Genomic DNA, 15,597 nt, shown 5'->3' on the forward strand with positions numbered 1-15,597 from the left:
TCCCTGTTAACGAAATCAATTTATCCGGCGGGAAGCAGGCACTGCAGGCAGAGGCCGCCGGTATCGGCAGGCAAGGCTTCCAGACTGCCGCCAAAGCCCTCTACGATACCCTGACTCATTGATAGCCCCAAGCCCAAGCCATCTTCCTTACTGGTGTAGAAAGGCACAAATAAGCGCTCGCGGGCCTCGGCAGAGACACCGGGCCCCTGATCAATCACTTCGATACAAACCTGCTGCCCATGCAACGAGATACGCAAAAGGACCTCTGAGCCACGCTCCCCATGACTCTCTCGATTGGCATCAATAGCGTTGCGTAGCAGGTTCAACAAGACCTGCTGCAGCAGAATCGGGTCGACGTTGAGGTCCGGCAGTTCATCGGCTATCTGTTCAATGATACGCACCTGATACTGCCCCGCCTCCCAAGCGCACAAGCCAACGGCCTGAGCGGCCAACTGACCGGCGTTAACCTGCTGTAAACGTCGCTGCCCCTTACGCAAAAAATCACGCAAACGCCGGATCACCGCTGCGGCGTGTTCTGCGTGCTGCTGAATGCGTTCCAGGCCCTGGCCAATCTTGATCGCCTCTGGTGTGTCACTCTCAAGTTGCGCCAAATAGCGCTGACTGGCGCCCGCATAGTTGAGTACGGCTGCCAGCGGCTGATTGATCTCGTGGGCAATACCTGAAGCCAACTCGCCCAGCGTCGCCAGGCGCGCAGCATGCGCCAGTTCATCCTGCAGTCGGCGGTTCTGCTCTTCACTTTGCAGCCGCTCGGTGATGTCTCGCGATACGCTCACGACCTCGACTACTTCACCGGTGTAGGTTTCACGAATCGCCCGGCTGGCGGTCTCGAACCACAGGTAGTGGCCATCACGATGGCGGATGCGATAGGTATAGGTGAGATAGCCATCCTGTTCCAGGGCATTACGAAAACGAGCGATCAACTGCTCGCGCTCCTGCGGATGAAAGAGGCTATCAAGCAACTGCCCGCGCAGTTGCTCAGGCCAGACCCCCAGCAAGGTCCAGGAGGCCGGAGAAGCATCAATGAAGCGACCGTCCGGACGATGCCGAGAGATCAGGTCTGTGGTGTTTTCAATAATCAAATGATACAGACGGCGCGCTACAGTCGCCTGCTCCTGATGCTGCAGCCACTGCGTTGCATCCCGGCCACGCACCCAGACCTGTTCGGTCTCGACCAGCGGAATATAACTCCACAACAAATGGCGCTCCCCGCAGCAGGTATGCACATCTTCGATGGCTCGCCGCTGTTGCAGCGCCGAGTTAACCAGCGACAGATGATTCGGTGGCAGCCAGGCATCCAGGCCGCTGGCGTCGTCAGCCAACCGGCTCAGCGCCGCGTTACGAAACAGCGGCAAGCCCTGCGCCGCGACCAGCATCATCGGCAATGGGTCCGCCTGCAGCAGACCACGCAACGAGGGTAGGGATTCAGCCATGCATCACCATATAGTAATTACACCATAATACCTTAGGGTATATTCCATATTAACTCTGACTGGTATATAAATACCTCTAGCAGGATACCCGTACCGCACCAAACTGGGTATCTCAAGAACCGCATGCGCATCGTACATCACCGCGCACAGCCGACAACTACAAGAAGGTTTTGCCATGAGCATCTTCCAGGAAGGCCTCGCACCGGCCCCCGTGAACCATATTGCCCTGTCCCCGCTGTCGTTCATTGAGCGCACGGCCCATGTCTATCCACACTACCCGGCGGTCGTCCACGGCGCCATACGCCGCGACTGGCAGGAAACCTATCAACGCTGCCGACGCCTTGCCTCAGCGCTGCACGAGCGCGGTATTCGCAGTGGCGATACGGTTGCTGTGATGCTGCCAAACATCCCGGCGATGCTTGAAGCTCACTTTGGCGTGCCCATGATTGGCGCGGTACTCAATACCCTGAACGTACGTCTGGATGCCGAGGCCATCGCCTTCATGCTGAATCACGGCGAAGCGCGGGTGCTGATTACCGACCGTGAGTTTCACGAGGTCATCAGCAAGGCGTTGGATCTGATCAAGCGGCCCATTCTGGTCATCGACGTTGACGATCCCGAATACGGTGAGGGCCAGCCGGTCAGCGAGCTAGACTACGAGACCTTTCTCGCCGAAGGCGACCCCGAATACGACTGGCACTGGCCGACGGATGAATGGCATGCGATATCGCTGAATTACACCTCAGGCACCACCGGCAACCCCAAGGGTGTGGTTTACCACCACCGGGGCGCCTATTTGAATGCCATCGGCAATCAGATGACATGGGCCATGGGCCTGCACCCCGTCTATCTGTGGACGCTGCCGATGTTCCACTGCAACGGCTGGTGCTACCCCTGGACCATCACAGCCATGGCCGGTGTGCATGTATTCCTGCGCCGGGTCGACCCACAGAAGATTCTCAACCTGATCCATGAGCATCAGGTCACTCACCTGTGTGGCGCCCCGATTGTGCTGAATGCGCTGGCCAACATGCCCGACTCGGCCAAGGCCGCCATCGATCATCCAGTCAAGGCAATGGTCGCCGGCGCAGCTCCACCGGCCAAGGTCATAGGTGCGGTTGAAGACATGGGTATCCAAATCACCCATACCTATGGCCTGACCGAAGTCTATGGCCCGGTCACAGTCTGCGCCTGGCACAGCGAGTGGGACGCCCTGTCGCTGGACGAGCGTGCTGACCTTAAGTCCCATCAGGGTGTGCGTTATCCAACACTGGAAGGCGTGATGGTAGGTGACCCGGAAACAATGCAGCCAGTGCCACGTGACGGTAAGAGCATCGGCGAGATCTTCATGCGCGGCAACACTGTCATGAAAGGCTACCTGAAAAACCCGGAAGCCACGGCAGAAGCCTTTGAGGGCGGCTGGTTCCACACTGGCGACCTGGCCGTTTGTCACCCCAACGGCTATGTGCAGATCAAGGACCGTCTCAAGGACATCATCATTTCCGGCGGCGAAAACATCTCAACCATCGAAGTGGAGGATACGCTCTACAAACACCCTGCCGTGCTGGAAGCGGCCGTCGTCGCCCGTCCGGATGAAAAGTGGGGAGAAACACCCTGCGCCTTCATAACCCGCAAGCGCGGCCACGACATCTCACACGAGGACATCATCAACTTCTGCCGCGAGCACCTGGCAGCCTTCAAAGCACCCAAAACCGTGATCTTTACCGAATTGCCGAAAACCTCAACCGGCAAGATCCAGAAGTACGTGCTGCGTGACTGGGCCAAGGCGCTCTAGACGACAGCACCGCACCACCACAAAACCGTTTCACAACAACAATAAGCAGCCGGGTATTGCCCGGCTGACGGAGCCTTTCATGTCTATTTTCAAGCGCGCCGACGGCGCAGAGCAACCTTTCTGGCCCTGTGGCCCGTTCAAGATCCGTTTGCCATTCGTCCACTATCGCTGGGAAACCGCAGAAATGCTGCAGGCGCTGATCATGTTTGTGGTCAGCCTGGGCATGATCCCGCTACTGGAAAAATTTCTCGGACTGCCCTACGACGTCGCGCTGGCCTACGTCGTAGTCTGCGGCATCGGTTTCATGCTGCCGGCCCTGCTTGGGGTGCCTATGGTACCGGGCTGGATCACCCCGGCGATTCCTGTTGTGCTGCTGTTTCTTGGTGATTTCGCACCGGGACCAGAGGCTATTCAGGCGCTGTTCGCACTGCAGTTCACGGTCTTTCTGATCTTTCTGATACTGGGTATCACCCGGCTCGGTAGCGTGATGGTGCGCATCGTGCCCAACTCGATGAAGGGCGGCATTGTTATCGGTGCCGGCATCGCCGCTCTGATGGGCGAAATATCGACCGGCGGCCGCCTGGCCAACACACCAATATCCTTGATCCTGGGCACCTTGATCTGCCTGTATCTGATGTTCTCGGTATCCTTCAAAGGGCTGACCGAGCGCGTCCCATTCATGCGCAAGATCGTCAACTACGGCATGGTGCCAGGCATGTTGATCGCCATTATCGTCGGCATTGCGGTAGGCGAGTATCAGGTACCGAATGTGCGCTGGGGCATTACCATGCCGGCCTTTGCCGAGATGTGGAATTACCTGCCATTCAATGTTGGCTTCCCGGACGCCAAGGTTTTCCTCTTGGCGGCACCAACGGCGGTTATTGCCTACATAATTGCCTTCGGTGACATTATCGTGGGTCAGTCACTGATGCAGCGCGCAGACGAACTGCGCCCAGACGAAGTCATCGAGAACAACATCGATCGAGCGCATCTGGTGACGGCGTTGCGTAATGCGCTGCATGCCTTCTTCGCCCCCTATCCAGGGCTGGCCGGCCCAATCTGGACCGCAGTCGCCGCCACCATGGCTGAGCGCTACAAGTACGGCCGCAAGGCAATGGACTCGATCTATAGCGGCGCAGGCACCTTCTGGATCACCGGTTTCCTTGCGTTGTTCATGCTGCCGCTGGTCAGCTTCTTTCAACCTGTGCTGCCCATTGCTCTGTCGCTGACTCTGGTCCTGACCGGTTATATCTGCCTGATGGTCGGCTTTGAGCAACTCAACAACAATACCGAGCGCGGCGTTGCCGGCACCATGGGCGTCGTCCTGGCCGTGTATGGCGCCGGCTGGGGGCTGGCAGCAGGTGCCGTGCTGTACATCCTGGTCGAACGCACCCACATCCTGCGCTTTCGCAGCGTCAAGGACATGCCGAGCAAAAACGCCGACACCCCTGACTGATCAACTATAAAAACAAGAGATGAACACTATGAAACTGCTACAAGCCACTCTACTGACAGCCCTGCCAGGTCTATTGATTCTGCCGGCACATGCCGACTTTTTGCAGGATGCAGAGAGTCGTATCGAGCTGCGTAATTTCTACTTCAATCGTGACTTTCGTCAATCCGGCGCGGCCCAGAGCAAGGCCGATGAGTGGGCGCAGGGCGTACGTGCCTACTGGCAATCAGGTTATACCGCTGGCCGCGTCGGCGTCGGGCTGGACGCCATCGGGCTGCTTGGCATCAAACTGGACTCCAGCCCTGATCGCACTGGCACAGGCTTGCTCAAGCGTGACCGCAGCGATGGGCGCGCCATGTCTGAATACGGCGAGCTGGGGCTGACCGCTAAACTAAGACTGGATGAACACGTGTTGCGCCTGGGCACATTGATACCCACCTTGCCCGTCGCCATGCATAACGATAGCCGCCTGTTGCCGCAAACGTTCCGTGGTGGCTGGCTGCAAGCCCAGGGCAACGATGCCCTTAGCTTCGACCTGGGCCGCTTTGATGCCATCAATCTGCGCGATTCGTCGGACTATCAGAGCATGCAGCCCGTACAAGGCGGCGCGCGCAATGTCATAGTGACCGGCAAACAGCAGAGCAACGCCTTTGACTTTGCTGGCGCCACTTATGCTTTCAGCCCTGATACACGCGCCAGCTATCACTACGGCGAGCTAGATTCCATCTACCGCCAACATTACCTGACCCTCAACCATAGCCGGGCACTGGGTGGCGGCAGCCTGAATGCTAACCTGCGTTACGCCGACAGCAGTGATGCCGGACGCAGCAATGTCGACAACCGCATGACCAGTCTGGCGCTCTCCTGGCAGTCCGGCATGCATCGCCTGGCCAGCAGCTACCAACAGATGGATGGCAATACCGGCTTCGCTTACCTGCAGGGCACCGACCCCTTTCTGGTCCACCTGGTACAGATCAACGACTTTGCCAATCGTGGTGAGCACAGCTGGCAAGTACGCCATGACTACAGTTTCGCCGATCTGGGCTTGCCGGGCCTGAAGCTGATGAACCGCTACACCCACGGCGACAATATCAACATCGTCAGCGGCAGCGACAACGCCAGTGAATGGGAGCGCAACACCGATCTGGCTTACACCATACAAAGCGGACCATTGGAGAATCTATCCCTGCACTGGCGCAACGCGACCTACCGCAGTAGCTTCGCCAGCGACATGGATGAAAACCGCTTTATTATCGGCTACACCTTCTCACTCTGAGATAACTTGGACAGCCCGCAAACGGGCTGACAACATACCTGCTGCCATGCGCATGACAAACGAGTCAACGCATGGCCTTCTGTTATAGGAGCGCCCCCATGCGCACACTCTCTACTCTGGAAGGCAACAGCCAGCGACTCGACGGCGGTGCCATGTTCGGCAACGCTCCCAAGGCCCTCTGGTCCCGCTGGGTCGAGGTCGATGACAAAAATCGTATCGCCCTGAGTTGCCGCGCACTGCTGGTTCAGGAAGACAATCGCAACATACTGGTAGAAACCGGAATCGGCGCCTTTTTCGCACCGCATCTGAAAGATCGATACGGCGTCGTGGAAGACCGGCACGTACTGCTCGACAGCCTGGCCGCCGCTGGCTTGACTGACGCTGATATTGACGTGGTGGTACTCACGCATCTGCACTTCGATCACGCTGGCGGACTACTTAGTGCCTGGCAGGAAGGCCAGCCTTCGCAGCTGCTTTTCCCCAATGCAACCTTCATCACCGGACAACGCCACTGGCACCGCGCCAAGCGACCGCATCCGCGCGATCAGGCCTCGTTCATCCCGGAGTTGCTGACACTATTGGAAAATAGCGGGCGCCTCGAGCTGATTGACGACGGCCAGGCGTCTGCCACTCTGGGCGCAGGCTGGCGTTTCCGGTTCAGTGATGGCCACACACCAGGGCTGATGATTCCCATCATCGATATGCCCGATGGCCCCGTGGTCTTCCCCGGCGATCTGATCCCTGGTGCACCCTGGGTTCACTTGCCCATCACCATGGGCTACGACCGGTTCCCGGAAGCGTTGATCGAGGAAAAAGAAGCCTTGCTGGACAATCTGGTATCACGTAATGGGCGATTGGTATTCACCCACGACCCGCGCGTTGCCATGGCGCGAGTAGCCCGCGATAGCGAAAGCGGGCGCTACAGCGTGGATGACAGTCAGGCGCAGATCAGCGGTCTGAATCACTGACACAGAAAGCCCCTGTTGCCGTTGACGGGTTATGGTCAGCGGCAGGGTGCCCTATACTCCGGCACTGGATAACGCTGTACCGGCCTGTGCCGGTCTTGTCCCCGGGGTATCTGAGGCATGAGCAATACCAACAACGCTGCTATTTTCCGCTGGCTGGCTTTTATCACCGCAAGCCTGTTCTTTCTCTATGAATTCGTCGCGCGCATCGAGCCCAGCCTCGCCGCTACCGACATCAGCCGCTTCCTTGGCCTGAGCAATACCGGCTTTGGCATTCTGGTCAGTCTGTTCTTCTGGATTTACGCACCCATGCAGCTGGTGGTGGGCCTGGCACTGGACCGCTATGGCGTGCGGCGTACTGTTGTACCCGCGATTCTGTTTTGCGCGCTGGGCACGGCACTGTTTGCCGCGACCGACTGGTTAGCGCTAACGGCCGCAGCACGCTTACTGACAGGACTGGGCGCCTCCTTCGCCTTTGTTGGTGCGCTCTATGTGGTCAACCACCAATTTGCTCCGGAGCGCTTTGCGGTGCTCTCGGGTATCGTCAATGCCACCGGCATGCTGGGCGCGGCGATCGGCGCGGTGGCGCTATCCAGTGCGATCGAAGTCAGTGGCTGGCGTAATGTCTTCCTGATCAGTGGTGCCGCCGGACTAGGCCTGTTCCTGCTGGCACTGCTCTTTCTGCACGGCGTGCGTGATGCCGAAGCGCGCAACGACAATCTGCTCAGCCCGCTGCGCACGGTACTGAGCAGCCCACGAATCTGGCTGATTGCAGTACTCGGCGCGCTTTACTATATGCCGGTGAACGTATTTGGCGGACTCTGGGGCCAGCAGGAGATGATCAAGGATCATGGGCTGTCGCCCGTACAGGCTGAAACCGCGATTTCCATGATCTACTGGGGCATGGCAGCCGGTAGCATCACCGCCGGCCTGATCTCCGACTGGCTTGGCCATCGCAAATGGCTGGTCGTTATCAGTGCCCTGCTGGCGGCAGCCGCCTACGCGCTGGCCATTTACGGCAGCTCGACCAGCTTGTCGCAAACTGCTGCGCTGTTGTTTATCGCCGGTTTTTTCGGCGGCGGCCAGATGCTTACCTTTGCTATGGCCAAAGAGGGCGAGCCCGTCGAGGTATCCGGCTCGATCATTGCGTTCGTCAATATGATCGGCATTGGTGGCGCGCTCATCTTTCAACCCCTGCTGGGCTATCTACTGGACCTGCAGCACGGCGACTTTGCCCTGGCAACCAGCACTATTCCGCTATGTTTGCTGGCCAGCGCCCTGCTTGCCATGCTGGTCCGCGAAGAACGCCATCCCGACCATATTTCCGCTGTTAAGACTACCCCCTGATGGAGACCTGCATGTCTGATTCTGCACTGCCCGTATTGGCCGAGCGCCGCGGCCATATCGGCCATCTGACCCTCAACCGCCCTGCCGGACTCAACGCCCTGACGCTGGAGATGGTGCGCCTGCTGCGCAGCCAACTGGAAAAATGGGCTGAGGATACAGACGTACATGCCGTGGTGCTGCGCGGCGCTGGTGAGCGTGCCTTCTGCGCCGGTGGCGACATTCGCGGCATCTACGAACAGCATCTGGCAGGCGAGCCCAACATCGACACCTTCTTCGAAGAAGAATATGCCCTGGATGCTTATCTGCATGCCTATCCCAAGCCGGTACTGGCACTGATGGACGGCTTTGTGCTCGGTGGCGGCATGGGCCTGGCCCAAGGCGCAAGCATCCGGGTGATTACCGAGCGCTCACGCCTAGGCATGCCAGAAACCGGCATCGGCTACTTTCCGGATGTGGGTGGCAGTTATTTTCTGCCCCGCCTACCGGGCGAGATCGGCCTCTACCTGGGCATCACCGGTAATCATCTACGCAGCGCCGATGCGCTCTATGCCGGACTGGCCGACCTGTGCCTGCACAGCGATCAGCTCAACGAACTGGATCGCTTGCTCGACGCCTTTGATGGCACGCAAAGCAACCTGCACGACCAGGTCGCCGCTTTAGCCCAATGCCCGCTGCCAGAGCCTGAGCTGCGCGCCCTGCAACCGGTTATCGATACGCACTTTGCGCAGCCGGACATAGGCGCCATTCGCGCTTCGCTGGCGACAGAAACGCGTCCGGACTTTGCCGATTGGGCAGCCGCAACGATCAGCGTGATCGACAGCCGCTCGCCCATTGCCATGGCCGTTACGCTTGAACTGCTGCGCCGCGGCCGACATATGAGCCTAACCGACTGCTTTGCCATGGAGCTGCACCTGGATCGTCTGTGGTTTGACGGTGGCGATATCATGGAGGGCGTAAGAGCGCTGCTGGTCGATAAGGATAAGCAGCCAAAATGGAACCCGGCGCATATCGATCAACTCGATAGCCAGCGCATTGCCGCGTTTTTTGCTGATCTTTAAAGCATAACCGCGCGTCAGTGAAAGTCCCGGCTGCGTATGGTCAACCCGGTTAATAGCTCGGTGAGATCGTGCAGCTGGCGGGCAATTACATGACGCACACCATCGCGCGCCTCAAACTGGCCTTTGACCAACAGCAGCTGAGAACCAACCAACGCCTGGCGCTGGCGTTCTGCCAAATCGCGCCAGACCACTACGTTGATCATGCCAAACTCGTCTTCCAGGGTGACAAAGGTCACCCCGGTTGCGGTACCAGGGCGCTGCCGCCCCACGACCAACCCCGCCACGACAACCGGGCTATCCGGCTCCAGCTGCAACAGGTCACGGGAGCTGAGGCAACGCCGGCTATCAAGTTCGGTACGCAAAAGACTCAGCGGGTGCGGCCCAAAGGTCGTGCCCACACTGGCATAGTCTGCCTGCATATCTTCCACCACGCTGGGAGCCGGTATGGCTGCGGGCGCTTCCCGCGGAGCACTTTGGCCACTGAACAGCGCCAGCTGCGGCTCGACCCCGGCAACCGCCCAGCGCGCACGAAAACGCCCGCCTGCCAGTGCCCGCAAGGCACCCGAGTCGGCTAACAGCGAGCGCGAACGAGCGCCAAGCTCAGCGCGCTGCACCAGGTCTGCCACATCAGCGAAAGGCTGTAGCTCGCGCGCCGCCACGATCCGCTGCGCCTCTGGCTCGCTGAAGCCTTTTATTTGCCTGAGCCCAAGACGAATAGCCATCTGCTCGGTCGGGGCCGGCTCCAAGGTGCAATCCCAATCGCTGTGCTCTACGTCTACCGGACGGGTCTCAATACCGTGTCGGCGCGCGTCCTGCAGCAATTGATCCGGACTATAAAAGCCCATTGGCCAACTGTTGATCAGCGCACAGGTGAAAGCCGCGGGTTCATGACATTTGAGCCAACAACTGGCGTAGGTCAGCAGCGCAAAAGCTGGCAGCATGCGACTCAGGGAAACCATAGCTGCCAAAACCCTTGATCTGCTCAAATATCCGCGCGGCAAACTCACGGCTGTAGCCACGTTCCAACATACCGTCGGTCAAGCGCTGCTCATGCGGCTCAAGCCCGCCATGACGCTTCCAGGCTGCCATGGAGCGCCGCAACTGATCAGCCTCTCCAGGCGTATAACCGGCGGCCACAATGGCCAGCGCCATCACCTGCTCCTGAAATAGCGGCACCCCCAGCGTGCGCTCAAAGACCTGTTTCAACTCCTCGGAGGGATAGACCACCGGCTCCTCGCCATTTCGGCGGCGCAGATAGGGGTGCACCATATCGCCCTGAATGGGCCCGGGGCGCACAATAGAGACCTCAATCACCAGGTCATAGAAGTTCTGCGGACGCAGCCGCGGCAACATCGCCATCTGCGCCCGCGATTCAATCTGAAATACACCAACAGTATCGGCCCGGCTGATCATCTCGTAAGTTGGCTTGTCATCCGCCGGGATACTGGCCAGCGAAAGATCGAGGTTGCGGTAATGGCGCAGCAGATCGAAACAGCGACGCAGCGCACTGAGCATACCCAGCGCCAGAATATCCACCTTGAGCAACCCGACCGCATCCAGATCGTCCTTGTCCCACTGGATAACCGTGCGCTCGGCCATACTGGCATTTTCGACCGGCACCAACGTATGCAGAGGAGCTTCGGAAATCACGAAACCACCCGGGTGTTGCGACAGATGACGGGGAAAACCTATCAGCTCCCCTGCCAGGGTCAGAATTCGATGCAATGCAGGATTGTTCGCGTCAAAGCCGGCCTCGGCGAGACGCTCGGCATCAGGTAGCGTTCGGCGCCAGCGACCACAACAACGCGCCAACTGATCAATCTGCTCACCCGGCAAACCTAGCGCACGCGCCACATCGCGCAGCGCACCAGCAGCATGATAGGTATTGGCGACCGCCGTCAGTGCTGCCCGCTCACGACCGTAACGCCGAAACACATACTGAATCACCTCTTCTCGCCGCTCGTGCTCAAAGTCCACGTCGATATCCGGCGGCTCGTCGCGTTCGCGGGAGATGAAGCGTTCGAACAGCATATTGCTGTGCACGGGATTGATCTCGGTAATACCTAAGGCATAGCAGACTGCCGAGTTGGCCGCCGAACCCCGCCCTTGGCAGAGTATCTGCTGACGGCGGGCAAACTCGACAATATCCTGAACCGTCAGAAAGTAGCTGTCGTAGCCTTTCTCGGCGATCAGTTGCAGCTCGTTTTCGACCTGCTCGGTAACCTTGTCCGAGACGCCATCGGGCCAGCGCCAGCGCATACCGCGCTGCGTCAGTTCCCGCAGCCAGCTGGCCGGCGAGTGCCCGCTCGGTACTACCTCATGGGGATATTGATAACGCAGTTGTCCCAGATCGAAGTGGCAGCGTTTGGCAATCCGCAGGGTTTCTGTCAATAACGCCGCCGGATAAATCGCCGCCAGCACCGGCAAACTGCGCAAATGCCGCTCGCCGTTGGCAAACAGCCGGTGCCCGGCGTCCATCACTGTGCAGTGGTGCCGTATTGCCGTTATGGTGTCCTGCAGAGCGCGGCGGCCGCGCGCATGCATATGCACATCACCGCTGGCCACGCAGGGTAAGCCAAGCCGCGCTGCCAGGCCTTGTAGCTGATCCAGACGACGTGCGTCGTCCGGGCCACGGTGCAATTCCACCGCCAGCCACAGACGCTGCGTAAAACGCTCAGCCAACCAGCGGCCATGCGCCTCATTCTGATCGTCATCCGGCAACCACAGTGCCAGCAAGCCATCCGTAGTCTCATCCAGATCCTCAGCCAACAGCTGGTAGTCGCCCTTTTTCGCGCGGCGCCGGGCCCGCGTGAGCAAACTGCAGAGATGCTGGTAACCCGTCAGGTTCTCAACCAGCAAGACCAACCTGGGCCCTTGGTCTATTTGTACCTCACTACCGACAATCAGTTTAAGGCCCGCGGCCTGTGCGGCCTGCCAGGCACGCACAATACCCGCCAGCGTGGCCTCATCAGTAATCGCCAAGGCCGAGTAACCATGCTGGTGAGCGCGCTCAAACAGCTCTTGCGCACTAGAGGCTCCGCGTTGAAAGCTGAAATTGGAGAGGCAGTGCAGTTCCGCGTAAGGGCTACTCATGCAAACCATCCATGCACCCAGAACTGATCCGGTTTGCCTGCCGGGTGAAAGACCCAGGCACGACGCCCGTCTGCGGTTTCGATCAGATAGTAATCACGCCGCACGTCAGCGCCATCCCACCAACCGGATTCAATTCGCTCCGGCCCGGCCAATACCCGTGGAAAAAAGTCAGATAAGGGCTGCGGGTCAGACAACAACCAGCCCGGCCGCGACACCTGTGCGCCGCTAACGCGAGTGCCCTGACCCAACTCGCTCCAGGCACGCTCAGGTCGGTGATCTGCCTGAGCAGCGATGCCACCAACAGCCTCGTCACCAAGGCGCGCGCGCAGGCGTTCGCGTAGTTGCTCCCAGCCGAGTGACTGCTGAGGTCGCTCAGTAAAAAGCTCGGCCGCCGCCGGGACAAAACGCGGTAAATCCTGAGCCTGCAGGCTCAAGGCTTGCACCGGCGCTACCAATTGCACCGGTTCAAGGCGTCCACGCGCCAGCTCGAATAACATCTCGGGTTCACGCTCGGCGCTAAGCAGACCCACCCTGACCTCGGTGGCCGCTCCACCACGATGCTCAAGCAGCAACAAGAAACGCTGAACACCACAGTCGCGGCCAGCGAGAAAGCTGGCCAGATCAGCGGTTAAACGGCGTAAGGGAAACAACAAAGCGGTACTGGACTCGACATCAAAGTTGAACTCAATGCGCCCATGAAAGTGATCAGGCGGACGATAGCAATCCAGCGCCTGCGGCAAATGCCCGTGCAGGCGGTCAATATGCTCCAGCACCGCCCGCGAGAAACGTTTGGCGACACTCGCCCGCGGCAATGCATGCACCTGCTCCAGACGGCGCAAGCCCATCCCGGCAAAAGCGCTGGCCACTTCGGGCGCAAAGCCACAACGACTAATCGGTAAGCTGCCCAACCGCTGTGGTAATTGCGCTTCGTCTACCGCCAAGCCATCGGCCACGTTAGCCAGTATTCGTGCGGCCAGGGCATTGGGCGCCAGCACAATACGATGCTGAAACCCCTGTGCCTGCAGCTCTTCGCGCAAGCGCTGCTCAAAGCGCGGCCAGGGACCGAACAGACTCAAACTGGACTCCACCTCCAGCAACAGGGCGCGGGGGAAATCCAGACTGACATGGGAGCTGAAGCGGTAACCCCAGGCCGCCAGAAACTGTTGCCAGTGCTCCACCTGCTGCGGCTGGTACTCTTCACAATCAAAGTGTTCAACCAGAGCCCGAGCAACTGTCAGGGTCTGGCCACGGCGAAGACCCAACGCCTGGGCCGAAGGATTAACAGCCTGCAGCACCCGTCGCTGCAGTGGTCCGCTGAGTAAGACCAGCGGAGCCTGCGGATCGTCACGACGACGCAACACCGCATCCAGCGCCAATTGCGGGAAAAGAATACAGGCCCAACGCATGCGCGCCTCAGTGCCAGCCGGAAAAATGGATCGGCTTAGCCGGTGCCAAGCCACCTCGGCATTTGAGAATGCGCAGCTGCGGCGGGCGTAGCTCAAGCAACAGCCGAACAGCCGCCGGAGAGGAGTTCACCGCTTCCTTTTGTGGGCGACAGACAAAGGCCAGCGTCTGCCCGCTATCAGCTGCCACCTGTAAACGTCGCAAGGCCCTATCATTGGCGCGCTCAGGCCAGCTCACCACAGCGCCACAACTACCGGAGCGCAAGCACTGCTCGGCCGCCCACAGTGCATCGCTTCCCGTGGCCCGAATAATCGACAACTGAGACAACGTGACCCCGGCCATTAACCAGGCGGCAGGAAAGGGAATCGCCGGCGGGCCGACCAGCACGACTCGCTCACCGGCTAGCGTCAAACGCGCCAGGGTTGGCCACAGCAGCTGCAACTCACCGCTGCCCAGTGTCGGCAAGAGTAATTCATTGACCGCTGCCGCCTGCCACCCGCCAGCGGGCAGCACCGCATCCAGCCCAGAGTGCCCGGTAGGCTGGCGCGTCGTGGGCGGCAAATCCTGCTGACCACGCCATATACGGCGCTCCTGCAGCAAGGTATCAAGCGCAACTACGGACCCCATCGACCACCTCCTGTCTGGATGCAATATACTGTATATCTGTACAGCATATTTATTCAAAGACAGGCGGTCAATCGGTAAACAACAGGAACGACCAATGGTTGGTCAACATTGACCAGGCAAACCAATAGCGGGGGGAAGAAAGACAGATAAAGATCAGTGTTGGCGGTGCGCCAGCCACTCCAGATCCTCGGGGCGGGTTACCTTGATGTTATCCGCACGCCCTTCCACCAGTAGCGGCGCCATGCCGGCCCACTCCATCGCGGAAGCTTCATCGGTAATGCTAGCACCAGCTGCAAGGGCATCCGTGAGGGCTTGCTGCAGCGCGCCCAGACGGAACATCTGTGGCGTATACGCCTGCCAGAACAAGGAGCGATCTGGCGTAGCGCTGACTCGGCCGTCATCGCCCACCTGCTTCAGGGTGTCACGTACCGGAACGGCCAATAGACCACCTACCGGATCGTCGGCCAGGGTATGAATCAACTTCTGCAGATCACTGTCAGTCAGATTGGGGCGAGCAGCATCGTGGACCAACACCCAGTCGGCATCGACGGCGCCAAGCTGGCGCAGCGCCAGCAAACCCTTGAGTACCGAGTCGGCTCGCTCGCGCCCACCTGCCGTGCGAGTGATACGTGAGTCACGAGCGCAGGGCAGCTCATCCCACCAGTCATCAGCGGCCGACAATGCCACAACCAGCCCACTCAGACCGGGCTGATCAAGAAAGCAATCCAGGGTATGTTCAATCAGGGTGCGCTGACCCCAGAGAAGGTACTGCTTTGGCCGGTCTGCCTGCATACGCGAACCGACGCCGGCCGCTGGCAGCACCACCCAGAAAGGAAGTGTCACAGCAATTATTCGCCGCTTAACTGAAACAGGGTTTCACCCTGCTTGACCATACCCAACTCATGTCGGGCACGCTCTTCGACGGTTTCAACACCTTGCTTGAGTTCGATAACTTCAGCTGTGAGCACACGATTACGCTCCAGCAACTGTTCGTTCTCGCGTTCCTGGCCGGCAATCTGTTGTTTAAGCTGCGCCACATGCGCCAGGCTGCCTTCACCAACCCACAGGCGATATTGCAGGCCAGCCAACAAGACCAATGCACCCAGCCATAGCCATTTCACAATATCG

General features: G+C 59.4%; 11 protein-coding genes and 1 pseudogene. 6 read left to right on the forward strand and 6 right to left on the reverse strand.

The window, feature by feature from the left end:
• Nucleotides 1-20: 20 nt before the first annotated feature.
• Entirely contained in the window at nt 21-1,451 is a 1,431-nt protein-coding gene (locus H4J77_RS02265) for a sensor histidine kinase (protein ID WP_123888675.1), read from the reverse strand.
• 175 nt (nt 1,452-1,626) lie between these two features.
• Here H4J77_RS02265 and H4J77_RS02270 point away from each other — a divergent pair, with 175 nt between their 5' ends.
• The 6 genes from H4J77_RS02270 to H4J77_RS02295 all read left to right on the forward strand — a co-directional run bounded on the left by H4J77_RS02270 (nt 1,627) and on the right by H4J77_RS02295 (nt 9,345).
• The gene (locus H4J77_RS02270) at nt 1,627-3,246 is read left to right on the forward strand and encodes an acyl-CoA synthetase (RefSeq protein ID WP_123888674.1); all 1,620 of its coding nucleotides are present in this window, start codon (nt 1,627-1,629) and stop codon (nt 3,244-3,246) included.
• Nucleotides 3,247-3,325: 79 nt separating this feature from the next.
• On the forward strand, nt 3,326-4,702 hold the full coding sequence (locus tag H4J77_RS02275) for a solute carrier family 23 protein (RefSeq protein WP_123888673.1): 1,377 nt from the start codon (nt 3,326-3,328) through the stop codon (nt 4,700-4,702).
• Nucleotides 4,703-4,721: 19 nt separating this feature from the next.
• Complete coding sequence (locus H4J77_RS02280; protein WP_123888672.1) at nt 4,722-5,975, forward strand: OprD family porin; 1,254 nt, start codon at nt 4,722-4,724, stop codon at nt 5,973-5,975.
• A 98-nt stretch (nt 5,976-6,073) separates the two neighbouring features.
• Nucleotides 6,074-6,943, forward strand: coding sequence for an MBL fold metallo-hydrolase (locus H4J77_RS02285; protein WP_123888671.1), 870 nt, complete (start codon nt 6,074-6,076; stop codon nt 6,941-6,943).
• A gap of 117 nt (nt 6,944-7,060) precedes the next feature.
• Complete coding sequence (locus H4J77_RS02290; protein ID WP_182246881.1) at nt 7,061-8,287, forward strand: MFS transporter; 1,227 nt, start codon at nt 7,061-7,063, stop codon at nt 8,285-8,287.
• Between the two features lie 11 nt (nt 8,288-8,298).
• Complete coding sequence (locus H4J77_RS02295) at nt 8,299-9,345, forward strand: enoyl-CoA hydratase/isomerase family protein (protein WP_182246883.1); 1,047 nt, start codon at nt 8,299-8,301, stop codon at nt 9,343-9,345.
• 14 nt (nt 9,346-9,359) lie between these two features.
• On the opposite strand, the pseudogene H4J77_RS02300 reads toward H4J77_RS02295, so the two are convergent.
• The 5 genes and pseudogenes from H4J77_RS02300 to H4J77_RS02320 form a co-directional block, all read right to left on the reverse strand.
• Nucleotides 9,360-12,459: pseudogene (locus H4J77_RS02300) on the reverse strand (error-prone DNA polymerase).
• Nucleotides 12,435-13,844, reverse strand: coding sequence for a DNA polymerase Y family protein (locus H4J77_RS02305; protein WP_182246885.1), 1,410 nt, complete (start codon nt 13,842-13,844; stop codon nt 12,435-12,437). The pseudogene H4J77_RS02300 and the gene H4J77_RS02305 overlap by 25 nt, the downstream one beginning before the upstream one ends.
• A gap of 7 nt (nt 13,845-13,851) precedes the next feature.
• Nucleotides 13,852-14,469 carry a translesion DNA synthesis-associated protein ImuA gene (gene imuA, locus H4J77_RS02310; RefSeq protein ID WP_123888666.1) on the reverse strand — a complete coding sequence of 206 codons (618 nt, stop codon included), beginning with the start codon at nt 14,467-14,469 and terminating at the stop codon, nt 13,852-13,854.
• Nucleotides 14,470-14,622: 153 nt separating this feature from the next.
• Nucleotides 14,623-15,321: a 2-C-methyl-D-erythritol 4-phosphate cytidylyltransferase gene (ispD, locus tag H4J77_RS02315; protein WP_123888665.1), complete on the reverse strand. Its 699-nt coding sequence runs from the start codon at nt 15,319-15,321 to the stop codon at nt 14,623-14,625.
• Nucleotides 15,318-15,590 carry a septum formation initiator family protein gene (locus tag H4J77_RS02320; protein WP_372237852.1) on the reverse strand — a complete coding sequence of 91 codons (273 nt, stop codon included), beginning with the start codon at nt 15,588-15,590 and terminating at the stop codon, nt 15,318-15,320. The genes ispD and H4J77_RS02320 overlap by 4 nt, the downstream gene beginning before the upstream one ends.
• Nucleotides 15,591-15,597: the final 7 nt, after the last annotated feature.

Origin of the sequence: Pseudomonas sp. 5Ae-yellow (assembly GCF_014077575.1) — a bacterium.
Taxonomy (GTDB): Bacteria; Pseudomonadota; Gammaproteobacteria; order Pseudomonadales; family Pseudomonadaceae; genus Halopseudomonas; species Halopseudomonas neustonica.